Below are 26,285 nucleotides of genomic sequence, written 5' to 3' on the forward strand. Positions count from 1 at the left end.
GCCCCCCGCAGTGGCTGCGGGGGGCCGGGCCGACCGTGGTCAGCGCCCGGTCACGGTGCCGGGTGCCTCGGTGGATCAGGCGGTGGTGCGACCGTGGCGGCCACGGCGGCGGAGCAGGAAGACCGCGGCGCCACCGGCCACGACCAGGCCACCGGCGACGGCGGCGAGCATCGGGGTGGCGTCGTTGCCACCGGTCTGGGCCAGGTCACCGGTGGTGCCGGGGGCCGGGCTGCTGGACGCCGGGGCCGGGGCGGCCGAGGTCGGCGCCGGGGTGGTCGGGGCGGCCGAGGACGGCTTGGCGGTCGGGCTCGGGGTCACGACGCTGGCGACCTTGCAGTCGAGGACGCCCTTGAACTGCTTGGTGTAGCCGTTCGGGCCGGTGACGGTGATGTCGTAGGCGGTGTCCTCGGCGACCGGGACCACCACGGTCTCGGTCTTGCCCGGCTGGACGGTGACGGTCTTGCCCGGCTTCACGGTGACCGAGGCGGCCTCGTCACCGGAGTTGACCACGCTGACCTTGACGCCGTTGGCGTCGCAGTCGATCTGCGCGGTGCTGGTCAGCAGCGCGCCCTTGGCCTGCTTCCAGGTGGCCTTGGCCTTGTCGCTGACGCTGAGCTTGCTGGAGCCGGCCAGGATCATCGTCTGGCTGTGCTTCTCGGGGGTGTAGCCCTTGCTGAGGAAGACCCGGCCGCTGGGCACCACGGTCTCCGCCGAGGCGGTCACGGTGGCGGTGCCGTCCGGGGTGCCGGCCGGGACGTCCAGGAACAGCTGGGTGTCCTTGGCGACCGGACCGGTCAGGTTGGTGACGGCCTTGCCGTCCTTGTCCAGCAGCTTGACCTTGTCGGCGCTGTCACCGGTGACGGACAGCTTCACCTCGGCCGCGCTGGAGTTGATGGTGAACGGGTTGAGCTTGCCGCCCGGCTTGCCCGAGACCTCGTCCGGGGTCAGGCTCAGCGAGGGCTTGGGCTCGGCCGCGATGCCCTTGTTCTCCGCGCTGGTCAGGTACTCGGCGAGCTTCTTGGCCTTCGGCTTCACCGGCTTGGCGTTCTTGTGGTCCGAGTACTTCCAGATCGCGGCCTGGGTGCCGGCCGCGGCCTCCTCCTCGGAGAGGGTGCCGTCGACGCCCGCGGCCTTCGACAGCTTGTTGAGGTCGGCCTGCGGGTAGGAGTTCTCCAGGATCCAGCGGATCTTGGCGGCGTCCTCCTCCTTGCCCTTGCGACCCAGCGAGCTCGACTTCCAGTCGGACTCCTGGTACTCGACCTTGTCCGCGGTGTTGACCGGGTGGTCGATGTCGATGCAGTAGGTGTGGAGCTTCTGCTTGTCGGCGGTCAGGAGGGTGAACAGGCCACCGGCGATGACACCCTTGCCCTCGACCTCGATGTCACCGCTGACCATGCCCGGCTGGATCACGGCGGTGACGCCGGCACCCGGCGTATCGGCCGCGCCCGCCGCACCGGCCGCGAACAGGCCCCCTCCCAGCACGACGCTGGTCGTGAGCATGACACTGGTTACGCGGGGAAGAGTCCGCCCCTGCCTCTGGAACATCTGTGATCCCTCCGGGCCGGGCCCTGCCGATGGCGCCCCGGCTGCATTGCCGCGCCCCCTGTGGCGCAAGCTGCACTTGATGTGACCCGACGAATCCTATTGAGCCCCGGTGATCCGCAAACCCCCATGCGAAATCAGGACGATTCCGTATCTGTATCGTTATCAACCCTCGCAATGCCTACACAAGCTGACACTGTGCCAGATAATCGCGATCATTCACGACCGGTCAACGATAGTGTGTATCGGTACAATTGCTGTCTCGATCAACATATTTGTCGACAGTTGGTGACCGCCCCGCCGGGGCCTCGGGGCCGTCACCGCACGGCTCACGGGCGTTCAGACCAGCACCTCCCGGCGGTCACCCCCGCCGGGGCCCGCGACCGCCCGCTCCCCCGCCGAACCGGTCGGCGACCCGCCCGGCGGACCGTCCGCGCCGACCGCCGCGGACCCCGTCGCCGCCGCCCGCCGGGCCGCCACCGCACTGGTGATCCACTCGGGCACCGCCTCGCCGACCGTCGCCTCCGACCCGCCCCCGGGCTCGCCCCGACTCCGCACCGCCCAGCGGAACGCCGAGGTGCCGCGGCTCAGATCGTGCCCGACCGACCGGGCGTCGATCTCAATCCTGCTCCGCCTCGACTCCCCCTCGTCCCACTCCCGGACCTTCAGCCGGCCGCTCACGACCACCGGATCGCCCTTGTTGAGCGAGCTGACCAGGTTGGCCGCGAGCGAGCGCCAGGCGAGCACCGTCACCCAGTGGGTGTCGCCGTCCACCCAGCCCTCCTTGGCCCGGTCGTAGCGCCGCTCGGTCGCCGCCATCCGGAAGTTCGCGAACGGCACCCCCTCGCCGGTCTCCCCGTAACTGACCGGCGACGCGACATTGCCGATCATGGTCACCTGGGTCTCGTTCACAGAACACTCTCCGTTCGCTCCGATGCACCGTACGGAATCATCCGTCGTGACACGAGAGTGCATCCCGGAGGAAATCCGCGCCAGGTACTTCCGAAATCCTGTAGACAACTCGCCCCTGTGGAAAACCGGTGTCACTCGCAGGGATGAATTTCGGCCTTTCGGTGGCCACTTCCCGACCGTCCCTGCGTCAACTCCACAACCACCTCTGCGCGGCCATGACAACAAACGAAGCGCTTCCCGCCCCGCCGGCGCACACCCAGGAGTGGCACCGTCCGCCGTCCGCCCACGTCATCCGACCGAACGAACCCGAATAGCGCCCCCCACCCGCGGCGAGAACGGCGCTTTCTCCGTGCCGAATCCATAACGGGTGGGGCGGCAGCCCCGTAACGACTGCACAACGTCCGGCCCCGAAGCCCCTCAGACCGCTGCACTCACGGTCTCCACCTGCGATTATCGGACCGCTCCACCGAGGCCGACACACCCGCGACGGTGTTGTTACACCCGGCCGAGGAACTGGACACCCTTATCCTGTCCCCAGACAGGGCAAGGACCCGCAACCCCCATCCCGCCCTCACCACGGGGCCGGGCTGCGAACGCTCCGCGCGCTCGTCACCCGTTCCCGGCCAACGGCACGCCCATCCCGGGCAACACCCGTCCCGCCCCCATAGCTCAGCGGATAGAGCACCCGCCTTCTAAGCGGTAGGTCGCAGGTTCGAATCCTGCTGGGGGCGCAAACACCCGAATTCCCCACAAGCGGAAGGGCAATCGCCCCACCGCCCTCCGGGCAAATCCCGGCACCCACCGCACCGGCCCGGTAACAATGCGTGCCGCGTGCGAGCGGAAAACACCAGTACGAGGCGATTCGCCCACCGAATCCCCGGGTTTTGCCGGGACACCGACAGCCCGCCGCACGGTGAACGCACCGGACCGCACCGGTGGACATACCGGACCACGCCGTGAGCACACCGGACCGCACCGATGGACGCGCAGGACCTCACCGTGGACAGGCCGGATCGCACGGTGCACCGTCCGGCCCGCCCGCGAAACGGGCCGACCCGTCCGGGAACGCGCCGGTCGCCCGTCCCCGACCCGACCCGGCTCGCCCGCCTCGACCCGCCCGGCTCAGCCCGCCGCGGCGAGGCCCGCCAGGTAGGCGTCCACCATGGCCTCCTGCCGCTCGGCGGGGAACTGGCCCGGGGCGAACAGCGCCTGCACCACCAGCCCCAGCGCGAAGGCCTGCGCCGCCGCCGCGAGATCCGCCGGGTCCGGCCCGGCGGGCAGCTCGCCGAGCCGCTGCGCGGCGGCCACGTAGCCGGTCATCGTCTCCCGGGCGCGGCCGTAGCGGGCCGCGTGGGCGGCGGCGAGCTCCGGGTCGGCGAGGGCGACGTCCCAGGAGCCCACCCAGATCCTGTTGCCGGCCGCGGCGGGCGCGTCCAGCGGGAGGATGTCGAGCAGCGCCGCCCGCAGCCGGGGCAGGCCCTCGGCCGGGGCGGGGCTGCCGTCGGCCGGGGCGGCCCGGCGCGGGCGGCCGGCGGAGCGGCGGTCCAGGACGTCCAGGGCGTGCGCGACCAGGGCGCGCTTGTTGGGGAAGTAGTGCGTCAGCAGGCCGGTGGAGGCGCCCATCTCGGTGGCCACCGCACGCAGTGTGAGGCCCTCGAAGCCGCGCTCGGACAGCACCCGCCACACCGCCTCCGAGACGTCCTCGCGGCGGGCTTCGTGGTCTCCACGGGCGGGTGTCATGGGCGCCATCGTACCGGCCTTACGTACCAAACGTTTGTTATGTACGATCGGCCCGAGGAGCGCGGCGGCCCCGCCCACGAGGCCGGCGCCGGACGCGATGCCCATCCGCAGGGCACGGGCCGCCCACCGCAGGGCCCCGCACCGAACGATCCGTGAGAGAGGCCCGCATGTACGCCGTACCGCTCGCCGACGACGCCGAACTGCGCCCGCTGGAGCCGTGGCAGGCCCCCGAGTTCCTGGCCCACATGGACCGCGCCCGGGCGGGCATCGACCCCTGGATCCCCTGGGCGAGCCGCTCCACCGACCTCGAATCCGCCCGCGCCACCCTCCAGGGCTACGCGGACCACCAGGCCACCGACACCCGGCGGATCCACGGCATCTGGCTGGACGGGACGCTGGTCGGCGGGGTGATGTTCGTGCGCTTCGACACCGCCGCCGGCAACTGCGAGATCGGCGTCTGGTCCGAGCCGGCCGGCCAGGGCCGCGGGCTGATCACCGCCGCGGTCCGGCACCTGATCGCGTACGCCTTCGAGGAGCGCGGCATGCACCGCATCGAGTGGTGGAACACCGTCGGGAACGCCCGGAGCCGCGCCGTCGCCCAGCGGGTCGGGATGACCCGGGAGGCCGTGCTGCGCGAGTACTTCCTGCACGACGGCGTGCGCCACGACGAGGAGATCTGGTCGCTGCTCGCGCACGAGTGGAAGCCCGGGGCCTGAGCACCGGCCCCGTCCGGCCGGGCCGCGGGCTCCGGCACCCGAGCCCTGGACGCCGGTCGCGGAACCCGAGCCCCCGAACGCCGGGCCCGGCACCTGTGCACCTGGGCACCCGGCCCGGCGGCCGACCTGAGAGAGTGGGCGCACCCACGACTCCCCGGAGATGCGCATGGCCGACCAGCCCCTGCTCGTGCGGGGACGCTCCCCGCTGCCGACCGAGGTCGACGGCCTGAACGCCTTCACCGGCCCGGACGGCGTCGCGGTGCTGGAGTTCGACCGCCCGCACCGGCGCAACGCCGTGACGCTGGCGATCTGGCAGGCGCTGCCGAAGGTGGTCGCCCGGCTCGCCGAGCAGCCGGGGCTGCGGGCCCTGCTGGTCACCGGCGCCGGCGGCACCTTCAGCGCGGGGGCGGACATCGCCGAACTCGCCGACGTGTACCGGGATCCCGACCTCGCCGACGAGTACCACGCGCTCAACGTGGCGGCCGAGGAGGCGCTGGCCGGCTTCCCGCACCCGACCCTGGCGGTGGTGCACGGCGCCTGCGTCGGCGGCGGCTGCCAGCTGGCCGTCGCCTGCGACCTGCGGTTCGTCGCGGACGACGCCCGGCTCGGCATCACCCCGGCCAAGCTCGGGGTGGTCTACCCGGCCGTGCCGACCCTGCGGCTGGCCCGGCTGGTCGGCCCGGCGCGGGCCAAGTACCTGCTGTTCTCCGGCGAGTTGGTGACGGGCCCGGACGCGCTGCCGCTCGGCCTGGCCGACCGGGTCGTGCCGGCCGCCGAACTCGACCGGCAGGCACTGGACTTCGCCCTGCTGCTCGCCGGGCGCTCGCCGCAGACCATCGGCGCAGTCAAGGCGGCGCTCGCGGTGGACCCGCAGGATGCGGCGGCGGCCCTCGCCCCCTGGGAGCGCCGCTCCCGCGAGGCCCCGGACGTCCGCGAGGGCCTGTCCGCCTTCCTGGAGGGGCGCGCCCCGCGCTTCCCCGACCCGGCACCCCGCCCGTAGCCACGCCGACACCCGCCCGCAGCCCCGCCGACACTCGCCCGTAGCACGCCCGCACCCACGCCCGTAGCCACGACGCCCCGGTCGGAGCGCCGGGGGCCGGGGGCCGGGGGCCGGGGCCGAGGGCCGCCGGGAACGCCGGGCGGCGCTCAGCGGATCGGCATCCCCGAGATGGCGCGGGCGATGACCAGCCGCTGGATCTCGCTGGTCCCCTCGAAGATCGAGTAGATGGCGCTGTCCCGGTGCATCCGCTCCACCGGGTACTCCCGGGTGAAGCCGTTGCCGCCCAGGATCTGCATCGCCTGGGCGGTGACCCACTTCGCGGTCTCGCCGGCGTACAGCTTGGACATCGACCCCTCGGCGGAGGTGAACGGCTGGTTGTTCGCGGCCATCCAAGAGGCCCGCCAGACCAGCAGCCGGGCGGCGTCGATCCGGGTCTTCATGTCGGCCAGCTGGAAGGCCACGCCCTGGTTGTCGATGATCGGGCGGCCGAACTGCACCCGGGTCCTCGCGTAGTCGAGCGCCACCTCGTACGCGGCGCGGGCGATGCCGATCGCCTGCGCGCCGACCGCCGGACGGGAGGCCTCGAAGGTCGCCATGGCGGCGTTCCCGCCGCTGCTGCGGCGCGCGCCCTCGCGGGCCCGGGCCAGCCGCTCGTCCAGTTTCTCCTTGCCGCCGAGCAGGCAGTGCCCGGGCACCCGCACATCGTCGAGGACCACTTCGGCGGTGTGCGAGGCGCGGATGCCGTGCTTCTTGAACTTCTGGCCCTGGCCGAGCCCCGGCGTGCCCGGCGGCACCACGAAGGACGCCTGCCCGCGCGCGCCGAGCTCCGGGTCGACGGTGGCGACGACCACGTGGACGGCGGCGATCCCGCCGTTGGTGGCCCAGGTCTTGGTGCCGTTGAGCACCCACTCGTCCTTCGCCCCGTCGTACACGGCCCGGGTGCGCAGCGCCGAGACGTCGGAGCCGGCGTCGGGCTCGGAGGAGCAGAACGCGGCCACCTTGACGTCGTCCGGGGTGCCGAACATCTGCGGCGCCCAGGTGCCGACCTGCTCCTCGGTGCCGTTGGCGAGGACGGCGACGGCGGCGAGCGTGGTGCCGACGATGGACAGGCCGATGCCGGCGTCGCCCCAGAACAGCTCCTCCATGGCGATCGGGATGCCGACGCCGGAGGGGTCGAAGTACTGCTGGGCGTAGAAGTCGAGCGAGTAGATGCCGAGCTTGGCGGCCTCCTGGATGATCGGCCAGGGGGTCTCCTCCCGCTCGTCCCACTCGGCGGCGGCCGGGCGCACGACGTCGGCGGCGAAGCCGTGCAGCCAGTCGCGTACGGCGAGCTGGTCGGGGCCCGGGTCCAGCGAGAAGGTGCTCATGACGCCTCCGGTCGGGGTCGGACGGGTGTTACCGGGGGTAACATGGCCCGGAGTCTGCTACTGATACGTAGGAAAAGTCAACGTTCCAGCCAGGAGCTGCCCCATGCCGCCCGCCGAACCCGCCAGCCCCGGCGAGCCCCGCAGGGAGCAACTGCTGAACGCCGCCGACCGGGTCGTCCAGCGCGACGGCCCCGGCGCCAGCATGAACGCCATCGCCGCCGAGGCCGGGATCACCAAGCCGATCCTGTACCGCCACTTCGGCGACCGGAACGGCCTGATCCGGGCCCTGACCGAACGCCACACCGGCGGCCTGCTCGCCGCCGTACGGGCCGCGCTCAGCGAACCGCTGGAGCGCCGCGACCGGGTCGAGCACGTCCTGGACACCTACCTCGCCGGCATCGAGTCCCGGCCGCAGGTGTACCGGCTGCTCACCCACCCCGAACCGGGCGACCCGACCGGTGCCGGCAACGCCCTGGCGCCCGCGCTCCGGCAGATCGCCGAGGAGATCACCCGGGCCGTACAGAGCCAGGTCGACCTCGGCCCCGATCGCGAACTGCTCTCCGAGGCCTGGGGCCGGGGCATCACCGGCATGGTGCTCGCGGCCGGCGACTGGTGGCTGGAGAGCAAGCCGTGCTCGCGCACCCGGATGGTCCAGGCACTCGCCGACCTGCTCTGGGGCCGGCTCGCCGCGGCGGCCGACCTGCCCACCGCGGCCCTGCCCACCCCCGCGCAGACCGCCCCGACCGACCCGTCCCCCGCCGGGACGGCCGGTCCCGGCGGGGTCGAGGCCGCCGGCGGTCCGCCCGGCGAGGTCTGAACTCCGGGGCGGTGCACGACCCTTGTGCCGGACATGACGAGCCGGGCATCATCGGGCCCCACCCTCAGCCAGCGAGAAGCCGCGAGGCCCCGATGCGCCTGCTCCGCACCGCCGTTGCCGCCACCGCCCTCCTGCTCGCCGCCACCACCGCCCCGGCCGGCGCCGCCCCCGTCACCCCCGTCGCCGTCACCACCATCACCGCCGACACCCCCACCTCCGACACCATCGCCGCCGACACCGTCACCACCGCCGCCGACCCCGACAGCAGCACCGCTGCCGAACGGGGCCGCCCGCTTGCCCGGTTCCCCACCTCCACGGTCACCACCGCAGACGGCCGCACCGCCCTCGTCGACCCCACCGGGCGAACCCTGCAGCTGCGCGGCTTCAACCTCGACAAGTACGCCGAGGCCACCGAGGCGGACGTCGCCGACCTGGCCGCCCGGGGCTTCACGCTCGTCCGGGTGGCGATCTCCTGGAACCGTCTGGAACCCGTCCGCGGCCGGCTCGACCCGACCGAACTCGCCCGGCTGCACCGGGTCCTGGACTGGGCCGACCGGCACGGCGTGCTCGCCCTGGTCGACTTCCACCAGGACGTCTACGGCCCGAAGTTCGGCGGCGGCGACCGCGGCATCCCGCTCTGGGCGACCCGCGACGACGGCCTGCCCTTCGAGGAGGACCCGGACGACTGGTTCGCCGGCTACTTCCAGCCCGCCGTGCAGGCCGCCTTCCGCCACCTCTACGACGACGCCGACCTGCGCGCCTGGCAGGCCGACTTCTACACCCGGCTGGCCCGCGAACTGCGCGGCCACCGCTCACTGCTGGGCTACGACCTGTTCAACGAGCCGTTCGGACCGGTGGACGGCGACCCCACCGACCCGGCCGTCCTCGCCGCCGCCTCGGCCGCCCTCGAACAGGGCCGGCTGGCCGACATGTACCGGCGGCTGATCCGGGCCGTGCGCCGGGCCGACGACCGCGCCTGGCTGTTCGTCGAACCCACCGTCCTGGTCGGCCACGGCGTGCCCACCCGGCTGCCCGGCTTCACCGACCCGCGGTCCGGCGCGCCCCGGCTCGGCTACGCGCCGCACTTCTACGACACCGCCGTCGAGGGCGGCGCCGACTGGGATCCGTCCGGCGGCTTCGTGGAGAACTACACCGCGGCCGTCACCGCCTACCCGACCGCGCACCGGCTGCCCGTCCTGGTCGGCGAATGGGGCCCGCCGAACACCCGCACCCCGGGCAACCGCGAGCTGGTCCGCCGCCAGGTCGCGGCCATGGAGGGCTTCGCGGAGGGCTGGGCCCTCTGGTACTGGTGCCGGGGCAACGGCGGCTACTGCGCGCTCGACCCGGCCGGGCGGCCCGCCCCCGGCACCGAGCCCGTCTTCGCCCCGTACGCCGCCGCGACCGCGGGCCGCCCCGGGCTGTCCGGGCGGACCCCGACCGGGCACCTGCTGCGCTGGACCGCCGACGGCAGCGGGCGCGCCACCGAGCTGGTCCTCCCGGCGGGCGGGCCGGTACGGGTGACGGTGCGGCCCGCCGGGGCCCGGGTCGACCTGCGCCAACCGACCGACGGCCGGGCGGGCAGCGCGCTGGTCCGCCTGCCGCACACCCGCCCGGGCACCCCCGTGACCGTCACCGTCGAACCCCGCTGAGGCCGGCGCGGGCCCGACGCCCGCGCCGACCCGGGCCCCCGGCCCGACGCCGCAGTACCCGGTCGACGCCGTACCACCCCGGCCGACGCCACCTCCCCCGGTCGCCGGCGCGGCCCCCGATCGTCGACACGGCCGGGGGCCGCCGCCGCGCCCGGCGGAAGCAGCAAGACGGCGGGCCTACGCCAGGCCGCGGCGGGCCAGCAGCGGCTCGGTCCGCGGGTCGCGCCCGACCACCGCGCGGAAGCACTCCAGCGCGTCCCTGGCGCCGCCGCGGGCCAGCAGCTCCCGTCGGAAGACCTCCCCGCTCTCCCGCACGCTGCGCCCGTTGCCCTTGAACCACTCCACCGTGTCGGCGTCCAGCACCTCCGACCAGATGTAGGCGTAGTAGCCCGCGCTGTAGCCGCCCGCGAAGATGTGCGTGAAGTACGCCGTCCGGTAGCGCGGCGGGACGGCGTCCAGCGCCAGCCCGGCCTTGGCCAGCGCCTGCGCCTCGAACTCCTCGGCGTCCGCGACCTCGGTGCCGGCCGGCAGGGAGTGCCAGGCCCAGTCGAGCAGCGCCGCCGCGAGGTACTCGACCGTGCGGAAGCCCTGGCCGAAGCCCTCGGCCGCCGTCATCCGCTCGACCAGCTCGGCGGGCAGCGGCTCGCCCGTCTCGTGGTGCCGGGCGTACTCGGCCAGCACCTGCGGCCAGACCATCCACATCTCGTTGACCTGCGAGGGGAACTCCACGAAGTCCCGCGGCACCCGGGTGCCGGCGAAGTACGGGTGGCGCACGTCCGAGAACAGCCCGTGCAGCGCGTGCCCGAACTCGTGGAACAGCGTGCGCACCTCCTCCCAGGAGAGCAGCACCGGCTCACCGGCCGCCGGCTTGGCGACGTTCAGGTTGTTGAACACCACCGGCCGCCTGCCCAGCAGTTCCGACTGGCTGACCAGCTCGTCCATCCAGGCCCCGCCGCGCTTGGAGGCACGGGCGTGGAAGTCCCCGAGGAACAGGCCCAGCGGGCTGCCGTCCTCCTCGAACACCTCGAAGATCCGCACGTCCGGGTGGTAGCCGGTGAGGTCCGGGCGCTCGGTGAAGGTCACCCCGTACGCCAGGCCGGCCGCCCGGAACACCCCGTCGTGCAGCACCCGCTCCAGCTCGAAGTACGGGCGCAGCGCCGCCGCGTCCACCTGGTAGGAGCTCTGGCGGACCTTCTCCGAGTAGTACGCCCAGTCGTGCGCGGCGATCTCCTCGATCCCGTCCGCGGCGGCGACCTTGGCGAGCTCGGCCGCCTCCCGGCGGGCGTTGGCCACCGCCGGCGGCACCAGCCGGGCCAGCAGGGCGTCCACGGCCCCGACCGTGCCGGCCGTCTCGTCGGCGACCACGTACGAGGCGTGCGTGGGGTGGCCCAGCAGCGCGGCCCGCTCGGCGCGCAGCGCGGACATCCGGATCGCCAGCGGGCCGTTCGCCTCCGCCGCGCGGCCGAGCGAGGCGGCCAGCAGGCGTTCGCGCACCGAGCGGTCGGTGAGGAAGGCCAGTTCGCTCTGGTTGGAGAAGTTCTTGAGGCTGAGCACGTACGAGCCGTCCAGCCCGAGGGCGCGGCCGTTCTCGGCGGCGGCGGCGACGGCGTCCGGCGACAGCCCGGCCAGTTGCTCGGCGGAGTCCAGGACCAGCGCCCGCGCCTTGGAGTCGGCGGACACGTTCTGCCGGAACGCCGTCGAGGAGGCGGCCAGTTCGGCGTTCAGCTCGCGCAGCCGGGCCTGCTCGGCCTCGCCCAGGCGGGCGCCGGCGCGGACGAAACGGGTGTGCCGGCGCTCCAGCAGACGCAGCGACTCGGCGTCCAGGCCCAGGTCGGCGCGTTTCCCGTACAGCTCCTCGATCCGGGCGAACAGGGCCGCGTCGAGGTGGATCGCGTCGTTGTGGGCGGCCAGCCGGGGGCTGATCTCGGCGTCGACCGCGTCGACGGCCGGGTTGGTGTCGGCGGAGGCCTGGTTGAAGAAGACCGCGCTCACCCGCTGCAGCAGGGCACCGGAGCGCTCCAGGGCGATCAGGGTGTTGTCGAAGGTCGGCGGCTCCGCGTTGCCGGTGATGGCGGCGATCTCGGCCAGCTGCTCGGCCATGCCGGCCTCGAAGGCGGGCAGGTAGTGCTCCTCCCGGATCTCGGCGAAGGGCGGCAGTTCGTAGACCAGGGTGCTGGGCTTGAAGAACGGATTCTCGGTCATTTCGCCGACCTTACGCGCTGTCACCGGCACTGCCTACGCCGGACGCCCGGCCGGTCGGCGTGCGTTGTCGGACCCAGCGGCTACCGTCATGGCGAGCGCCCGTACACCCACCGTCGGGCCGCCCGCCGTCCACTCGCCCGCCCCGCCCTCCGCCGTCCCCGACCACCCGAACCGCCCTGGCCCGAACCGGCAGAACTACCCGAGCCACCCGAGCCGGAACCGCCAGAACCGAACCGCCCGAGCCCGCCCCGGGAGGAGGAGCCCCCGTGCCACCCCGTATCGCCCTCGTCCCCGACCCGCACGGCGCCGGCGGCCGGCTCCAGCCGCTCGACGACACCGGCGGCCCGCTCGGCCCACCCACCGCCGCACCCGACCTCGCCGCCGCCGTGGCCGAGGCCGAGCGGCACGACCACCCGCGCTGGGTCTGGGCCGCCGCCGACAGCGCGTACGCCCCGCTGCTGCCCCGGCTGCCCGGACGGGTCTCCCGCTGCCACGACCTGCGGCTGGTCGAGGCCCTGCTGGTGGCCCACGAGGGCGCCTTCGGGGCACCCCGCTCGCTCGGCGCGGCCTGGTCCCGGCTGCAGGGCCTGCCCGTTCCGGCCGACCTGCCCGAACCCGGCTCCGGCGACGACGGGCAGGACAGCCTGTTCGCCCCCGACCGCCTGCAACTCCCGCCCGGCACCGACCCGCTGGCCGCCGTCGTCGCCGTCCATGCCGAGCAGCAGCGCCGGCTCGCCGCCATCGCCGACCCCGGCGCCCGCGCCCGCTTCCGGCTGCTGGTCGCCGCCGAGTCCGCCGGCGCCCTGGTCGCCGCCGAGATGGCCCACGACGGACTGCCCTGGCGCACCGACGTCCACGACCGGCTGCTCACCGAACTGCTCGGCCCCCGCCCGACCGTCCCCGGCACCCAGCCCCGCCGACTCGCCGAACTCGCCGCTGAACTGCAGCAGGCGCTCGGCGGGCGCCCGTTCAACCCCGACTCGCACAGCCAGGTGCTGCGCGCCTTCGCCGACCGCGGCATCCAGCTCGGCTCCACCCGCTCCTGGGAGCTCCAGGCCGTCGACCACCCGGCCGCCCGGCTGATGATCCGCTACAAGGAGCTCGCCCGGATCCACGCCGCCCACGGCTGGGCCTGGCAGGACGTCTGGGCCCGCGGCGGCCGGTTCCGGCCCGAGTACGTGGTCGGCGGCGTGGTCTCCGGCCGCTGGGCCAGCCGCGGCGGCGGCGCCCTGCAGATCCCGCGCATCCTGCGCCGCGCCGTCGTCGCCGACCCCGGCCGGCTGTTCGTCGTCGCCGACGCCGCCCAACTGGAACCGCGCGTCCTCGCCGCCCTTTCCCGGGACGCCGGCCTCGCCCGCACCGCCGCCGGCGGCGACCTGTACGAGGCGCTCGCCGCGACCGCCTTCCACGGCGACCGCGACAAGGCCAAGCTCGGCCTGCTCGGCGCCATGTACGGCCAGACCAGCGGCGACATCGGCCCGCTGCTGGCCACCCTGCGCCGCCGCTACCCCGCTGCCATGGGCTATGTCGAGGCCGCCGCCCGCACCGGCGAGGACGGCGGCGTGGTCGCCTCCCGCCTCGGCCGGGTCTGCCCGCCGCCCACCGCCGACTGGCTCGACCTCACCGAGGACCCCGACCGGTCGGGCGACGCCGGAGGCCGCTCGGCCCGCGCCCGGGGCCGCTTCACCCGCAACTTCGTCATCCAGGCCAGCGCCGCCGACTGGGCCCTCGCCCTGCTCGCCGCGCTGCGCCGCCGCCTCAACGCCTTCCCGGTGCCCCCCGAGGACCGGCCGCACCTGGTGTTCTTCCAGCACGACGAGGTGGTGGTGCACACCCCGGCCAACCTCGCCGACCGGGTGGCCGAGGCCGTCGGCGAGGCGGCGGACGAGGCCAGGCTGCTGGTCTTCGGCGACACCCCGGTGCGGTTCCCGCTCACCACCGCGGTCGTGGAGTGCTACGCCGACGCCAAGTGAGCGGGCCGCGCGCCCGCCGTCACAGCTTGCGGAAGCCCCGCGCCTCCTCCGCCGCCGCGACCACCTCGGCCAGCGGCGCCCCGGTCGAGGCGGTCACCACCGCGGCCACCGCCCCCTCCACGAACGGCGCGTCGGCCAGCACCACGCCCGGCCGCGGGTCGTCCTCCAGCGCGGCCACGGCGGTCAGCACCGAACTGCCCAGGTCCGGCAGCACCACCACGCCGGCCCCGCCGTCCGCCTCGGCGACCGCCCGGACGATCAGCTCGTAGCTGGTGCCGAGACCGCCGTCCTCCGTCCCGGCCGCGAGCGCCACCGGCACCGCGCCCGAGCCCAGCTCACCCAGCAACTCACGCAGCCCGGCCGCAAGTTGCGCACTGTGCGAGACCAGGACGACGCCCACGTAATCGCTCATGCCCCGACCCTAGGCCCTGCACCCCGCCCGGTCGATCGCCGCGCCGCACTGCCGCGGCGCCTCCCCGCCCGCACGCCCGCACGCCCGCCGCACCGCCCCCGCTCACCGGCCGACCCCCACCCGTCCGTGTCGCGCCCCCTCCCCGCGGCCGCCGTCTGGCGTAGCGTCGGGGCAGCAGCGTCTGCCGAGAGGGAGCGAAGCGCCGTGAAGAAGTTGATCAACACCCCGGAGAGCGTCCTGGAGGACGCCCTGGCCGGAGTCGCCGCCGCCCACCCCGAGTTGGCGGTGGACATCCCCAACCGGGTGATCACCCGCGCCGTCCGCCCCGGCGCCCCCAAGGTGGCCCTGGTCTCCGGCGGCGGCTCCGGCCACGAGCCGCTGCACGGCGGGTTCGTCGGCCCCGGCATGCTGGACGCCGCCTGCCCCGGCGAGGTGTTCACCTCCCCCGTGCCGGACCAGGTGCTGACCGCCGCCCGGGCCGTCGACTCGGGTGCGGGCGTGGTCTTCGTCGTGAAGAACTACACCGGCGACGTGATGAACTTCGAGCTGGCCGCCGAACTCGCCGCCGAGGAGGGCATCGAGGTCCGCACCGTCCTGGTGGACGACGACGTGGCGGTCGAGGACTCCACCTACACGGCCGGTCGCCGCGGCACGGGCGCCACCGTGATCGTCGAGAAGCTCACCGGCGCCCTCGCCGAACGCGGCGCCCCGCTGGACGAGGTGGCCGCCCTCGGTGAGCGCGTCAACGGGGCGTCCCGCTCGTTCGCCGTCGCGCTGACCGCCGCGACCGTCCCGGCGGCCGGGAAGCCGGGCTTCGACCTGCCCGAGGACGAGATCGAGGTCGGCGTCGGGATCCACGGCGAACCGGGCCGGCGCCGCGAGAAGCTCCGCCCGGCGCGCGCACTGGCGGCGGAGGTGGTGGACACCGTGCTGGCCGGGCACCGACTGTCGGCCGGCGACGAGGTGATCGCCCTGGTGAACGGCCTCGGGGGCACGCCGCTGCTGGAGCTGTACATCGTGTTCGGCGAGGTGAGTGCCCGGCTGGCCGAGCAGGGCATCACGATCGCCCGGAGCCTGGTCGGCAACTACATCACCAGCCTGGACATGGCGGGCTTCTCGCTCACCCTGACCCGGGCCGACGCCGGGCTGCTGGAGCTGTGGGACGCACCGGTGTCCACCCCCGCCCTCAAGCACGCCTGACCGGCCGCACCCCGCCGGACCGCTCGACCGACCCGACCGGACCCGACCGGACGCACCCGGACCCGGACCCGGACCCTGCCCGGACAGGAGGAGACCCCCGATGCCCCCGACCGAGTTCGACTCCGCCCTCGCCACGGCCTGGCTGCGCACGGTGGCCGCCGCCGTGGAGAAGCAGCGCGAGCAGCTGACCGAGCTGGACTCGGCGATCGGCGACGGCGACCACGGCAGCAATCTGCACCGCGGCTTCACCGCCGTCCTGGACGCCCTGGACGGTCCCGCCCCGGCCGGCGCAGCCGCGGAGGCCGGCCCCGCCGGACCCGGTGCGACGCTGACCAGGGCCGGCACCACCCTGATCTCCAAGGTCGGCGGCGCGTCCGGCCCGCTGTACGGTAAGGCGTTCCGCGCGATCGGCGCCGCCCTGCCCGGACCGGCCGCGGACCCGGCGGCCCTCGGCGAAGCGCTGGCCGCCGGGCTGGCGGCGATCCGGGCGCTCGGCCGGGCCGAACCCGGCGACAAGACGATGGTGGACGCCTGGACCCCGGCGGTCGCCGCCTGGCAGACGGCCGCCGCCGCGGGCGGGGGCCTCCGGCAGGCCGCCGCGAGCGCCGCCGACGCCGCCGAGCAGGGCATGCGCGACACCGTCCCGCTGGAGGCCCGCAAGGGCCGCGCCTCCTACCTGGGCCCGCGCAGTGTGGGCCACCAGGATCCGGGCGCGACCTCCTCCGCCCTGGTCTTCCGCGCGCTCGCCGAGGTGACGGCGGCCGGCTGACCGCGGCGCTCCGACCCGCGGCGGGCCGGAGCGCACCGGCGGAGCCGCAGCGCGTCCCGCTACCCCCCGTCCGTCCGGCAGACCAATAGGAGCAGCGCGTCGTCCTTCAGCGATCCGCCGGTGTGCTCCAGCAGGTCCCCGTAGACCCGGCCGACCGCCGCCTCCAGGTCGGCCGCGGAGCGGCCGGCGCCCCGCACCAGCGGGCCGACGCGTTCCGCGAGCGGGTAGAACTCGCCGCTGCGCCGGTGCTTGGCCTCGATCACGCCGTCCGTGCAGAGCACCAGCACGTCCTCGGCGCCGAACGGCTGCTCCCAGGTGCTCGGCTGGCCGCGGGCGAGCCGGCCCAGCCCCAGCGGCACCCACGGGTCGGGGGCGTCGAGGACGTGCACGCCACCCTCCGGGTCGACCCGGATCGGCGGCACGTGCCCGAACTGCAGCAGCCGGATGACGCCGGGCGCGCGGAACTCGGCGAACAGCGCGGTGGTGAACTCGCCGTCCGGCACGTGCCGCTCGACGCTGGCCTCGACCCGGGCGGCGACCCCGCGCAGCCCGGCCTCGTCGTACGCGGCCTCGCGGAAGGCACCGAGCACGACGGCGGCGGTCTGCACCGCGCCGAGCCCCTTGCCGCGGACGTCCCCGACCAGGGCCCGGGTGCCGTGCGGGGTGTCCAGCACCGAGTACAGGTCGCCGCCGATCCGGGAGGCGTCGGCGGCGGAGACGTACCGCACGGCGAGCCGGAGCGGGCCGACCACCGGGCCGGGCAGCCGCAGGATGGCACGCTGGGCGGCCTCGGCGACCGAGCTGACGGCCGCGAACGCCGCGGCGCGGTGCATCCGGAGCCTGGCCACCCAGGCGGAGAACAGCATCACCACCAGGTAGCTGACCAGCGCGCCGTACAGGAAGCGCTCGTCGTTGAGGGTGTCGACCTCGTCGTAGTGGCTGAGCCCGAGGACAGCGAGCAGCCCGAACGAGCAGACCACCAGCAGTTCCATCGGCTTGAGGGTGAGCGCGGCCACCGAGGGCACCACGGTCATCAGCGGCGCCAGGTAGCGGTCCTTGCCGGAGAGCAGGTCCGCGAGCGCCACCAGCACCATGGCGAGCACCGCCGGGGAGGCCCGCTGCCACCGGGGGAGGTCCTGGAGGTCGGCGGCGAGCAGGGCGCTGCGCCGCCGGTCCGGGGGGAGCCCCGAGGCCTTGGGGGCCACGGGCGACTGGGCGCGGCGGATCAGGAACACATATCGAACATAACGGACGATCAGCACGACCACCCGCCGGGGAGCCACCGGGGGGCGCACCCGCCGCTGCGCTGCCCGGCAGCCTCCCGGCCCGCCCCGAGGGGCCCGGCGATCCGCACCCGCGGGGCCGGAATCCCGGGCGCCCCGCGGCGCGGATTGGGGCGCTGCGTGTCCGGGCGCATACGCTCTGCTGTCGGACGCACCGCGGGACGCCCGGGGGTGTCAGCGATGCGATCCAGAACACATGACCCACCGCCCCAAGGAATACCCCGCAGGGGTATGGTGCTGTCAGAGGCAGAGCAGCCCGGGCGAACGCCCGCGGCCGGAGAGACTTCCCGGAGGCCACCGATGTCCACCACCATGACCTACACCGTGACCGGCATGAGCTGCGGCCACTGCGAGAGCTCGGTCAGCAAGGAGCTCTCCACCCTGGCCGGGGTGACCGAGGTGGCCGCCGACGCCAAGGCCGGCACGGTCACGGTCTCCTCCGCCGCCCCGCTGGACGAGGAGGCCGTCCGCGCCGCCGTCGACGAGGCCGGCTACGAGCTGGTCGGCCGCTCCGCCTGAGCCCGAGCCGAGTCCCAGCCGCCCGCGGCGGGGGCCGGGCGACCCCCGGGCCCCCGCCGTCCGCCCTCCCCAAGGAGCTGACCGCATGAGCACCTCCACCCCGGGCGCCGCCGGAGCCGGCGCGGGCTCCCCGGGTACCGGCACGGCCGTGCGCGAGCGCGTCGAGCTGTCGATCGGCGGGATGACCTGCGCCTCCTGCGCGGCCCGGATCGAGAAGAAGCTCAACCGGATGGACGGCGTCGAGGCGACCGTCAACTACGCCACCGAGAAGGCCCGCGTGGACTTCGCACCGGGCGTGACGGTGGCCGACCTGATCGCGACCGTGGAGCACACCGGCTACACCGCAGAGCTGCCCCCGCCGCCGGCCGCCCCCGAGGCCCCGGCCGCGCCCGCCGAGGCGCTCGTCCCGGACCCGCTGCTCGACCGTCTGCTGATCTCCACGGTGCTCAGCGTGCCGGTCGTGATGCTGTCGATGATCCCGTCGCTGCAGTTCGCCAACTGGCAGTGGCTGGCCTTCGCGCTCACCGGCCCGGTGGTCGTGTACGGCGGCCTGCCGTTCCACCGCGCCGCCTGGACCAACCTCAAGCACGGCGCCGCGACCATGGACACCCTGGTCTCGCTCGGCACCCTGGCGGCCTTCGGCTGGTCGTTCTGGGCGCTGTTCTGGGGCCACGCCGGGATGACCGGCATGCGGCACGAGTTCTCCCTCGCGGTCGGCGGCGGCGAGGCCTCCTCGACCCTGTACCTGGAGACCGCCGCGGCCGTCACGGTGCTGATCCTGCTCGGCCGCTACCTGGAGGCCCGCGCCAAGCGGAAGGCGGGCGTCGCCCTGCACGCCCTGCTCGACCTCGGGGCCAAGGACGTCACCGTGCTCCAGGGCGGCCGGGAGGTCCGGCTGCCGGTGGAGCGGCTCGCGGTCGGGATGCGCTTCGTGGTCCGTCCGGGCGAGAAGATCGCCACCGACGGCGTGGTCGTCGAGGGCGCCTCCGCGGTGGACGCCTCGATGCTGACCGGGGAGTCGGTACCGGTCGAGGTCGCGGTCGGCGACGCCGTCACCGGCGCCACCGTCAACGCGGGCGGCCGGCTGGTCGTCGAGGCCGTCCGGGTCGGCGCGGACACCCGGCTGGCCCGGATGGCCCGCCTGGTCGAGGAGGCGCAGAACGGCAAGGCGGCCGCCCAGCGCCTCGCCGACCGGATCTCCGGGGTCTTCGTGCCGCTGGTCGTGCTGATCGCGCTCGTCACCCTCGTCGGCCGGCTGCTGGCCGACGGGGACCCGACCGGCGCGTTCACCGCCGCCGTCGCCGTCCTGATCATCGCCTGCCCGTGCGCCCTGGGCCTGGCCACCCCGACCGCGCTGATGGTCGGCACCGGCCGCGGCGCCCAGCTGGGCATCCTGATCAAGGGTCCCGAGGTGCTGGAGACCACCCGCCGGGTGGACACCGTCGTCCTCGACAAGACCGGCACCGTCACCACCGGCCGGATGGCCCTGGTCGCGGTGCACACCGCCGACGGGGTCACCGAGCGGGAGGCGCTGCGGCTGGCCGGCGCCCTGGAGCACGCCTCCGAGCACCCCATCGCCGCCGCGGTCGCCGCCGCGGCCACCGAGCGGACGGGCCCGCTGCCCGCCGTCGAGGACTTCCGCAACGCCCCCGGGCTGGGGGTGCGCGGCACCGTGGAGGGCCGTGCCGTGGTCGCCGGGCGGGCCGCCCTGCTGGCCGGGGACGGGCAGCCGCTGCCGTCCGCCCTGGCCGGGGCCGCCCGCGCCGCGGAGGCCGCCGGGCGGACGGCCGTCGCGGTCGGCTGGGACGGCGCGGCCCGGGCCGTCCTGGAGGTCGCCGACACGGTCAAGGACACCAGCGCCGAGGCGGTCGCCCGGCTGCGCGCGCTGGGCCTGCGCCCGGTGCTGCTGACCGGCGACAACCGCGCGGTCGCCGAGGCGGTCGCCGCCGAGGTCGGCATCGCCCCGGCGGACGTGCTCGCCGAGGTGCTGCCCGAGGAGAAGGTGGCCGCGGTACGGCGGCTGCAGGCCGAGGGCCGCTCGGTGGCGATGGTCGGCGACGGGGTCAACGACGCCGCCGCGCTCGCCCAGGCCGACCTCGGGCTGGCCCTGGGCACCGGGACCGACGCCGCGATCGAGGCGGCCGACCTCACCCTGGTGCGCGGCGACCTGCGCTCGGCGGCGGACGCCATCCGGCTCTCCCGCCGGACGCTCGCCACCATCCGGGGCAACCTCTTCTGGGCCTTCGCCTACAACGTGGCGGCGATCCCGCTCGCCGCGGCCGGGCTGCTCAACCCGGTGGTGGCCGGCGCCGCGATGGCCTTCTCCTCGGTCTTCGTGGTCACCAACAGCCTGCGCCTGCGCCGCTTCCGGCCCGCCTGAGCCCGGGTGGCCGGGGACGGACCCGGGACGGCCCGAGGGGCCCGTACGCACCGCGCGTACGGGCCCCTCCCGCGTGCTGCCGCCGGGTCAGCGGCCGAGCAGCTCGCCGCCGTTGCAGTGCAGGATCTCACCGGTGATGAACCCGGCCTCCGGGGAGGCCAGGAAGTACACGGCGGCCGCCACCTCGCCGGTCTCGCCGATCCGTCCGAGCAGGGTCCGGGAGGCCCGGCGGGCCACCTCGGCGTCGTCCAGGCGCGGGCCGAAGAACTCGGTGCCGGCCACCGTCCCGGGCGCCACGATGTTGGCGGTGATGCCGGAGGCGCCGAGCTGGGCCGCCAGGAAGTGGTTCCAGGCGTGCAGCGAGGCCTTGGCCGCACCGAACGACCCGGCCCCGCGCAGGGCGGCGATGGAACTGATCGTCACGACCCGGCCGGAGCCCGGGGTGAGCCGGTCCCGGATGGACTCGGTCAGCATCACCACGGTCAGCACGTTGCGCTCGAAGTCGCCGCGCCAGCGTGCCAGCAGGGCGTGCGGCCCGGCCCCGATCACGGTCTCGCGGCTGCCCGCGTTGTTCACCAGCACGTCGATCCGCTCGGGCAGCACGGCGAGCGCCGCCTCCACCGCGTCCGGGTCGGCGAGGTCGCAGACCAGCGGCCGGACGTTCGGTCCGAGGTCGGCGGCGGCCCGTTCGAGGACCGCCCGGCGGCGGCCGACGATCACGACCTGCTCGCCCGCCTCGGCGAACCGCCGCGCGACCTCGTACCCGATCCCCGTGCCACCACCGGTGACGACGACGTTCCTGGCCATCTGCGCACTCCCTCCCCAGCCCTGCCGCCACGCCGCGGAAGTGCGGGGCGGTCCGTACCGGAATGCCACGATTCCTATCACGCTCGGTTGCCACGGCTGCGGGGAGGGTGACGTCGGCCGCGCTGCAAGGTGTGATATGGGGCCGCAGCGGCCCGCACACGGAGCGTGGCGAGAGGCAGCTCACACCCCCCGGGCGTAACTTCTCGCACGCTGATACGTCTTAGGTTGGTAGTGCGGCAGTTTTCGGTGCGCGGTGGCGAGTGAACGGCTTTCACGCCACCGCGCAGCGCCACTGCCGCCGACGGGGCTCCGGCGGGCCCCGGGTCGGCCGCCCCTGTTTCCGGCGGCCTTCGCGCACGACACCGGGGTGTGGTGGCGGGTCGGAACGCTTTGAGCGGCCGTTCCGGACCGCAGCCGACCCCGGAGTCGTGCGCCGCGAGGACGGCGCCCCCGGCGGAGCGCGCGCCCTCGGGCATGCAGAAGGGCCCGGCCGCATCGTGCGGCCGGGCCCTTTGACCTGCGGTCCTGTGACGGGCGCTGCGTCACAGCCCCCGACGGGTCAGCGGTCGCCCAGGGCGACGTAGTCGCGGATCTCGGTGCCCGTGTAGATCTGGCGCGGGCGGCCGATGCGGCTGGTCGGGTCGTTGATCATCTCGTGCCAGTGGGCGATCCAGCCGGGCAGCCGGCCGAGCGCGAACAGCACGGTGAACATGCTGGTCGGGAAGCCCATCGCGCGGTAGATCAGACCGGTGTAGAAGTCCACATTCGGGTAGAGCTTGCGCGAGACGAAGAAGTCGTCCTTGAGCGCGTGCTCCTCCAGCTTGAGCGCGATGTCGAGCAGCTCGTCGGACTTGCCGAGCTGGCCGAGCACCTCGTGCGCGAGCAGCTTGACCTGCGCGGCCCGCGGGTCGAACGCCTTGTAGACGCGGTGGCCGAAGCCCATCAGCTTGACGCCGGCCTCGCGGTTCTTGACCTTCGTGATGAAGGCGTCGACGTCGCCGCCGTCCTTCTGGATGCTCTCCAGCATCTCCAGCACGGCCTGGTTGGCGCCGCCGTGCAGCGGGCCCCAGAGCGCCGAGATGCCGGCCGAGATGGACGCGAAGAGGTTGGCGTGGCTGGAGCCCACCAGGCGGACCGTCGAGGTCGAGCAGTTCTGCTCGTGGTCGGCGTGCAGGATCAGCAGCTTGTCCAGCGCGTTGACGACGACCGGGTTGATCTCGTAGTCCTCCGCGGGGACGGCGAACGTCATCCGCAGCAGGTTCTCGACGTAGCTCAGGTCGTTGCGCGGGTAGACGAAGGGCTGGCCCATCGCCTTCTTGTACGCGTACGCCGCGATGGTCGGGAGCTTGGCCAGCAGGCGGACCGTCGACAGGTGGCGCTGGGCGGCGTCGAACGGGTTGTGGCTCTCCGGGTAGAAGGTGGAGAGCGCGCCGACCACGGAGGACAGCATCGCCATCGGGTGGGCGTCCCGGGGGAAGCCCTGGAAGAACCGCTTCACGTCCTCGTGCAGCAGGGTGTGCTGGGTGATCTCGGTGCTGAACTCCGCCAGCTGGTCGGCCGTCGGCAGCTCACCGTTGATCAGGAGGTACGCGGTCTCGATGAAGCCGCCCTTGTCGGCGAGCTGCTCGATCGGGTAGCCGCGGTACCGCAGGATGCCGTTGTCGCCGTCCACGAAGGTGATCGCGGACTTGTAGGCGGCGGTGTTGCCGAAGCCGTTGTCCAGGGTGACCAGGCCGGTCTGCGGGAGCAGCTTCGAGATGTCGAAGCCGGCGTTGCCCGCAGTGCTCTCGACGACGGGGTACTCGTACTCGCCGTCCTGGTACCGCAGTACTACCGAGTTGTCGCTCACGTCTTCCTCACCGACGAAATGAATCCTCTTCCAAGGTGCCCTGACTGTCTCTACCATCCCCCATCCGGAGGACAGCCGCGCACCCGGGGTGGCCCGAAAGAGCCCGCCCCTACAAATCCTGCCGCCGCGGCCGGTGCGAACCGGACAAGATCGGCATCATCCTAGGCTCTGCCCTAAATCTCTTCACGTCAAGAGAACCTTAGAGGCAACCATCCCGTTGGAGAATCATCCAGTAGCCAGCCGGTGGTCCAGTGCGGCATGCCTCCGACCTGCGCTGACGGCCCGAACGGCCTGTGCTATCGCCTTCCGTGACCCCACCAGCACAACCAGTTTCCGCGCCCTGGTCACAGCCGTGTAGAGCAGGTTCCGCTGGAGCATCGTCCAAGCGCTCGTCGTGACCGGAATCACCACCACGGGGTACTCGCTGCCCTGCGACCGGTGGATCGTCACCGCGTATGCGTGCGCCAGCTCGTCCAGCTCGTCGAAGTCGTACGGGACCTCCTCGTCCTCGTCGGTGACCACCGTCAGCCGCTGGTCGTCCACGCTCAGCGAGGTCACCACCCCCACTGTGCCGTTGAAGACGCCGTTGCGCCCCTTGTCGTAGTTGTTCCGGATCTGGGTCACCTTGTCCCCCACCCGGAACGTCCGGCCGCCGAACCGCTTCTCCGCCGCCCCCTCCCGGGCCGGCGTCACCGCCGCCTGCAGCAGCGTGTTCAGGTTCCCCGCCCCCGCCGGACCCCGGTGCATCGGCGCCAGGACCTGCACGTCCCGGCGCGGGTCGAAGCCGAACCGCTGCGGGATCCGCCGCGCCACCACGTCCACCGTCAGCCCCGCCGCCCGCTCGGCGTCGTCCTCCACGAACAGGAAGAAGTCCGACAGGCCCTCCGTCAGCGGCGGCAGCCCCTCGTTGATCCGGTGCGCGTTCACCACCACGCCCGACTGCTGCGCCTGCCGGAAGATCCGGGTCAGCCGCACCGAGGGGATCGGCCCGGACTCCGCCAACAGGTCCCGCAGCACCTCCCCGGCACCCACCGACGGCAGCTGGTCCACGTCCCCCACGAACAGCAGGTGCGCCCCCGGCGCCACCGCCTTCACCAGCTTGTTCGCCAGGATCAGGTCCAGCATCGACGCCTCGTCGACCACCACCAGGTCCGCGTCCAGCGGACGGTCCCGGTCGTACGCCGCGTCCCCGCCCGGCTTCAGCTCCAGCAGCCGGTGGACCGTCGACGCCTCCGCCCCCGTCAGCTCCGACAGCCGCTTCGCCGCCCGGCCGGTCGGCGCGGCCAGCACCACCTTCGCCCGCTTCGCCAGCGCCAGCGTCACGATCGACTTCACCGTGAACGACTTGCCGCAGCCCGGACCCCCCGTCAGCACCGCCACCTTCTCGGTCAGCGCCAACCGGACCGCCTGCTCCTGCTCCGGCGCCAGCTCGGCCCCCGTCCGCTTCGCCAGCCAGCCCAGCGCCGCCGCCCAGTCCACCCCACCGAACCCCGGCATCCGGTCCTGGTCCGAACGCAGCAGCCGCAGCAGCTGGTTCGAGAGCGAGACCTCCGCCCGGTGGAACGGCACCAGGTACACCGCGGTGATCGGCTCCCCGCCCTCCCCCGGCAGTTGCTCGCGCACCACGCCCTCGCCCGCCACCAGCTCCGCCAGGCAGTCGATCACCAGCCCCACGTCCACCTGCAGCAGCTTCACCCCGTCCGCGATCAGCCGCTCCTCCGGCAGGTAGCAGTGGCCCTGGTCGCTGCTCTGCGACAGCGCGTACTGCAGCCCCGCCTTCACCCGCTCCGGGCTGTCGTGCGGGATCCCCACCGCCTGCGCGATCCGGTCCGCCGTCAGGAAGCCGATGCCCCACACGTCGGATGCCAGCCGGTACGGCTCGTTCTTCACCACCCCGATCGAGCCGTCTCCGTACTGCTTGTAGATCCGCACCGCCAGCGAGGTCGACACCCCGACCCCCTGCAGGAAGACCATCACCTCCTTGATGGACTTCTGCTCCTCCCAGGCCGCCGCGATCTTCCTGGTCCGCTTCGGCCCCAGCCCCGGCACCTCGATCAGTCGGCCCGGCTCGTTCTCGATCACCTCCAGGGTGTCCACCCCGAAGCGCTCCACGATCCGCTCGGCGAACCGCGGCCCGATGCCCTTGATCAGCCCCGACCCCAGGTACCGCTGGATGCCCTGCACGGTCGCCGGCAGCACCGTGGTGTAGTTCTCCACCACGAACTGCCGCCCGTACTGCGGATGCGAGCCCCAGCGCCCGAACAGCCGCAGCGACTCGCCCGGCTGGGCCCCCAGCAGCGCCCCCACCACCGTCAGCAGGTCGTTGCCGCCGCGCCCGGTGTCGACCTTGGCCACCGTGTAGCCGGTGTCCTCGTTCGCGTAGGTGATCCGCTCCAGTACGCCGTCGACCTGGGCGAGCTGCCGCGGCAGGCCCTCCTGCCCCGCCTGCGTCTGCCTGGCCATGGGATCCCCTCTGCCACTCGGGTGACCGTTCGCTACGCACCGTACCGCCTGGGTGGGACAGCCGCGGTCGGCCCGGACGGCCCGCAGCCCCGCCCGGCGACCCCCGGGCGCGGTGCAGGGGCCGACGGGGGCCGTAAGGCCTTCGAGGGGCGCCCCCGGGCCTCCTAGGCTGTGATCATGACCGATCTGACGATCCGACCGGCGACCGCCGAGGACCTGCCCGCCATCGTGGCCATGCTCGCCGACGACCCGCTCGGCGCCACCCGCGAGAACCCCGACGACCTCACCCCGTACCGCGCCGCCCACGCCCGCATCGCCGCGGACCCCAACCAGCACCTGGTCGTCGCCGAACGCGCCGGCCGAACGGTCGGCACCCTGCAGCTGACCGTCGTCCCCGGCCTCTCCCGGCAGGGCGCCACCCGCACGCTGATCGAGGCCGTCCGCATCCACGCCGACGAGCGCGGCGATGGACTCGGCACCGAACTGATCGAGTGGGCCGTCGCCCACTCCCGCGAGCTCCGCGCCGACCTGGTCCAGCTGACCTCCGACGCCACCCGGACCGACGCCCACCGCTTCTACGAGCGACTCGGCTTCGTCGGCTCGCACCTGGGCTTCAAGCTGAAGCTCTGACGGGTGCTCCACCCCCGGAATCGGGCCCGGTGCCCGGCGCGGCACGCCGCCGGGC

Annotated in this window: 20 protein-coding genes and 1 tRNA gene; 11 read left to right on the plus strand and 10 right to left on the minus strand. The window is 74.1% G+C overall.

Annotated features, from left to right (window positions below):
• Window positions 1-75: 75 nt before the first annotated feature.
• Together ACWGB8_RS28130 and ACWGB8_RS28135 are read right to left on the minus strand one after the other, a co-directional pair.
• Window positions 76-1,500: a Cys-Gln thioester bond-forming surface protein gene (locus tag ACWGB8_RS28130; RefSeq protein ID WP_452216415.1), complete on the minus strand. Its 1,425-nt coding sequence runs from the start codon at window positions 1,498-1,500 to the stop codon at window positions 76-78.
• Window positions 1,501-1,881: 381 nt separating this feature from the next.
• On the minus strand, window positions 1,882-2,454 hold the full coding sequence (locus ACWGB8_RS28135; RefSeq protein ID WP_452216416.1) for a single-stranded DNA-binding protein: 573 nt from the start codon (window positions 2,452-2,454) through the stop codon (window positions 1,882-1,884).
• A gap of 658 nt (window positions 2,455-3,112) precedes the next feature.
• Between ACWGB8_RS28135 and ACWGB8_RS28140 the strand changes: the two genes are divergently transcribed.
• Window positions 3,113-3,185 (plus strand) — tRNA-Arg (locus ACWGB8_RS28140).
• A gap of 391 nt (window positions 3,186-3,576) precedes the next feature.
• On the opposite strand, the gene ACWGB8_RS28145 is transcribed toward ACWGB8_RS28140, so the two are convergent.
• Complete coding sequence (locus ACWGB8_RS28145; protein ID WP_452216417.1) at window positions 3,577-4,194, minus strand: TetR/AcrR family transcriptional regulator; 618 nt, start codon at window positions 4,192-4,194, stop codon at window positions 3,577-3,579.
• A gap of 167 nt (window positions 4,195-4,361) precedes the next feature.
• Here ACWGB8_RS28145 and ACWGB8_RS28150 point away from each other — a divergent pair, with 167 nt between their 5' ends.
• The gene (locus tag ACWGB8_RS28150; protein WP_452216434.1) at window positions 4,362-4,910 is read left to right on the plus strand and encodes a GNAT family N-acetyltransferase; all 549 of its coding nucleotides are present in this window, start codon (window positions 4,362-4,364) and stop codon (window positions 4,908-4,910) included.
• A gap of 166 nt (window positions 4,911-5,076) precedes the next feature.
• On the plus strand, window positions 5,077-5,910 hold the full coding sequence (locus ACWGB8_RS28155) for an enoyl-CoA hydratase/isomerase family protein (RefSeq protein WP_452216418.1): 834 nt from the start codon (window positions 5,077-5,079) through the stop codon (window positions 5,908-5,910).
• Window positions 5,911-6,056: 146 nt separating this feature from the next.
• On the opposite strand, the gene ACWGB8_RS28160 is transcribed toward ACWGB8_RS28155, so the two are convergent.
• Window positions 6,057-7,277 carry an acyl-CoA dehydrogenase family protein gene (locus ACWGB8_RS28160; protein WP_452216419.1) on the minus strand — a complete coding sequence of 407 codons (1,221 nt, stop codon included), beginning with the start codon at window positions 7,275-7,277 and terminating at the stop codon, window positions 6,057-6,059.
• Between the two features lie 103 nt (window positions 7,278-7,380).
• On the opposite strand from ACWGB8_RS28160, the gene ACWGB8_RS28165 reads away from it, so the two are divergent.
• The gene (locus tag ACWGB8_RS28165; protein WP_452216420.1) at window positions 7,381-8,094 is read left to right on the plus strand and encodes a TetR family transcriptional regulator; all 714 of its coding nucleotides are present in this window, start codon (window positions 7,381-7,383) and stop codon (window positions 8,092-8,094) included.
• Window positions 8,095-8,186: 92 nt separating this feature from the next.
• Entirely contained in the window at window positions 8,187-9,743 is a 1,557-nt protein-coding gene (locus ACWGB8_RS28170) for a glycoside hydrolase family 5 protein (RefSeq protein ID WP_452216421.1), read from the plus strand.
• Between the two features lie 177 nt (window positions 9,744-9,920).
• On the opposite strand, the gene ACWGB8_RS28175 is transcribed toward ACWGB8_RS28170, so the two are convergent.
• Window positions 9,921-11,945 carry a M3 family metallopeptidase gene (locus ACWGB8_RS28175; RefSeq protein WP_452216422.1) on the minus strand — a complete coding sequence of 675 codons (2,025 nt, stop codon included), beginning with the start codon at window positions 11,943-11,945 and terminating at the stop codon, window positions 9,921-9,923.
• Between the two features lie 266 nt (window positions 11,946-12,211).
• Here ACWGB8_RS28175 and ACWGB8_RS28180 point away from each other — a divergent pair, with 266 nt between their 5' ends.
• The gene (locus ACWGB8_RS28180; protein ID WP_452216423.1) at window positions 12,212-13,918 is read left to right on the plus strand and encodes a bifunctional 3'-5' exonuclease/DNA polymerase; all 1,707 of its coding nucleotides are present in this window, start codon (window positions 12,212-12,214) and stop codon (window positions 13,916-13,918) included.
• 19 nt (window positions 13,919-13,937) lie between these two features.
• Here ACWGB8_RS28180 and dhaM read toward each other — a convergent pair whose 3' ends face one another.
• Window positions 13,938-14,330, minus strand: coding sequence for a dihydroxyacetone kinase phosphoryl donor subunit DhaM (gene dhaM / locus ACWGB8_RS28185; protein ID WP_452216424.1), 393 nt, complete (start codon window positions 14,328-14,330; stop codon window positions 13,938-13,940).
• A 204-nt stretch (window positions 14,331-14,534) separates the two neighbouring features.
• Here dhaM and dhaK point away from each other — a divergent pair, with 204 nt between their 5' ends.
• Both dhaK and dhaL read left to right on the plus strand, forming a co-directional pair.
• Window positions 14,535-15,530, plus strand: coding sequence for a dihydroxyacetone kinase subunit DhaK (dhaK, locus tag ACWGB8_RS28190; RefSeq protein ID WP_452216425.1), 996 nt, complete (start codon window positions 14,535-14,537; stop codon window positions 15,528-15,530).
• A 100-nt stretch (window positions 15,531-15,630) separates the two neighbouring features.
• Window positions 15,631-16,299 (plus strand): dihydroxyacetone kinase subunit DhaL, encoded by a 669-nt coding sequence (gene dhaL / locus ACWGB8_RS28195; RefSeq protein WP_452216426.1) that lies wholly within the window; start codon window positions 15,631-15,633, stop codon window positions 16,297-16,299.
• Window positions 16,300-16,358: 59 nt separating this feature from the next.
• Here the strand turns inward: dhaL and ACWGB8_RS28200 are convergent, their stop codons facing one another.
• Entirely contained in the window at window positions 16,359-17,534 is a 1,176-nt protein-coding gene (locus tag ACWGB8_RS28200) for a PP2C family protein-serine/threonine phosphatase (protein ID WP_452216427.1), read from the minus strand.
• Window positions 17,535-17,882: 348 nt separating this feature from the next.
• Between ACWGB8_RS28200 and ACWGB8_RS28205 the strand changes: the two genes are divergently transcribed.
• Together ACWGB8_RS28205 and ACWGB8_RS28210 are read left to right on the plus strand one after the other, a co-directional pair.
• The gene (locus ACWGB8_RS28205; RefSeq protein WP_452216428.1) at window positions 17,883-18,101 is read left to right on the plus strand and encodes a heavy-metal-associated domain-containing protein; all 219 of its coding nucleotides are present in this window, start codon (window positions 17,883-17,885) and stop codon (window positions 18,099-18,101) included.
• A gap of 85 nt (window positions 18,102-18,186) precedes the next feature.
• Window positions 18,187-20,481 carry a heavy metal translocating P-type ATPase gene (locus ACWGB8_RS28210; RefSeq protein WP_452216429.1) on the plus strand — a complete coding sequence of 765 codons (2,295 nt, stop codon included), beginning with the start codon at window positions 18,187-18,189 and terminating at the stop codon, window positions 20,479-20,481.
• A gap of 87 nt (window positions 20,482-20,568) precedes the next feature.
• Here the strand turns inward: ACWGB8_RS28210 and ACWGB8_RS28215 are convergent, their stop codons facing one another.
• The 3 genes from ACWGB8_RS28215 to recD2 all read right to left on the minus strand — a co-directional run bounded on the left by ACWGB8_RS28215 (window position 20,569) and on the right by recD2 (window position 25,600).
• Complete coding sequence (locus ACWGB8_RS28215) at window positions 20,569-21,288, minus strand: SDR family NAD(P)-dependent oxidoreductase (RefSeq protein ID WP_452216430.1); 720 nt, start codon at window positions 21,286-21,288, stop codon at window positions 20,569-20,571.
• 559 nt (window positions 21,289-21,847) lie between these two features.
• On the minus strand, window positions 21,848-23,137 hold the full coding sequence (locus ACWGB8_RS28220; RefSeq protein WP_452216431.1) for a citrate synthase: 1,290 nt from the start codon (window positions 23,135-23,137) through the stop codon (window positions 21,848-21,850).
• Between the two features lie 225 nt (window positions 23,138-23,362).
• Window positions 23,363-25,600, minus strand: coding sequence for an SF1B family DNA helicase RecD2 (gene recD2, locus ACWGB8_RS28225; RefSeq protein WP_452216432.1), 2,238 nt, complete (start codon window positions 25,598-25,600; stop codon window positions 23,363-23,365).
• Window positions 25,601-25,777: 177 nt separating this feature from the next.
• On the opposite strand from recD2, the gene ACWGB8_RS28230 reads away from it, so the two are divergent.
• Window positions 25,778-26,230 (plus strand): N-acetyltransferase family protein, encoded by a 453-nt coding sequence (locus ACWGB8_RS28230; RefSeq protein WP_452216433.1) that lies wholly within the window; start codon window positions 25,778-25,780, stop codon window positions 26,228-26,230.
• The last annotated feature ends 55 nt before the right edge of the window (window positions 26,231-26,285 follow it).

The sequence above is a fragment of the Kitasatospora sp. NPDC054939 genome, from assembly GCF_053610105.1.

What these genes read in the sequence shown, in the direction of transcription:
- ACWGB8_RS28130 (WP_452216415.1), bottom strand. Translation starts at nt 1,500, where the DNA reads ATGCTCACGACCAGCGTCGTGCTGGGAGGGGGCCTGTTCGCGGCCGGT.
- ACWGB8_RS28145 (WP_452216417.1), bottom strand. Translation starts at nt 4,194, where the DNA reads ATGACACCCGCCCGTGGAGACCACGAAGCCCGCCGCGAGGACGTCTCG.
- ACWGB8_RS28150 (WP_452216434.1), top strand. Translation starts at nt 4,362, where the DNA reads ATGTACGCCGTACCGCTCGCCGACGACGCCGAACTGCGCCCGCTGGAG.
- ACWGB8_RS28155 (WP_452216418.1), top strand. Translation starts at nt 5,077, where the DNA reads ATGGCCGACCAGCCCCTGCTCGTGCGGGGACGCTCCCCGCTGCCGACC.
- ACWGB8_RS28160 (WP_452216419.1), bottom strand. Translation starts at nt 7,277, where the DNA reads ATGAGCACCTTCTCGCTGGACCCGGGCCCCGACCAGCTCGCCGTACGC.
- ACWGB8_RS28165 (WP_452216420.1), top strand. Translation starts at nt 7,381, where the DNA reads ATGCCGCCCGCCGAACCCGCCAGCCCCGGCGAGCCCCGCAGGGAGCAA.
- ACWGB8_RS28170 (WP_452216421.1), top strand. Translation starts at nt 8,187, where the DNA reads ATGCGCCTGCTCCGCACCGCCGTTGCCGCCACCGCCCTCCTGCTCGCC.
- ACWGB8_RS28175 (WP_452216422.1), bottom strand. Translation starts at nt 11,945, where the DNA reads ATGACCGAGAATCCGTTCTTCAAGCCCAGCACCCTGGTCTACGAACTG.
- dhaM (WP_452216424.1), bottom strand. Translation starts at nt 14,330, where the DNA reads ATGAGCGATTACGTGGGCGTCGTCCTGGTCTCGCACAGTGCGCAACTT.
- dhaL (WP_452216426.1), top strand. Translation starts at nt 15,631, where the DNA reads ATGCCCCCGACCGAGTTCGACTCCGCCCTCGCCACGGCCTGGCTGCGC.
- ACWGB8_RS28205 (WP_452216428.1), top strand. Translation starts at nt 17,883, where the DNA reads ATGTCCACCACCATGACCTACACCGTGACCGGCATGAGCTGCGGCCAC.
- ACWGB8_RS28210 (WP_452216429.1), top strand. Translation starts at nt 18,187, where the DNA reads ATGAGCACCTCCACCCCGGGCGCCGCCGGAGCCGGCGCGGGCTCCCCG.
- ACWGB8_RS28215 (WP_452216430.1), bottom strand. Translation starts at nt 21,288, where the DNA reads ATGGCCAGGAACGTCGTCGTCACCGGTGGTGGCACGGGGATCGGGTAC.
- recD2 (WP_452216432.1), bottom strand. Translation starts at nt 25,600, where the DNA reads ATGGCCAGGCAGACGCAGGCGGGGCAGGAGGGCCTGCCGCGGCAGCTC.
- ACWGB8_RS28230 (WP_452216433.1), top strand. Translation starts at nt 25,778, where the DNA reads ATGACCGATCTGACGATCCGACCGGCGACCGCCGAGGACCTGCCCGCC.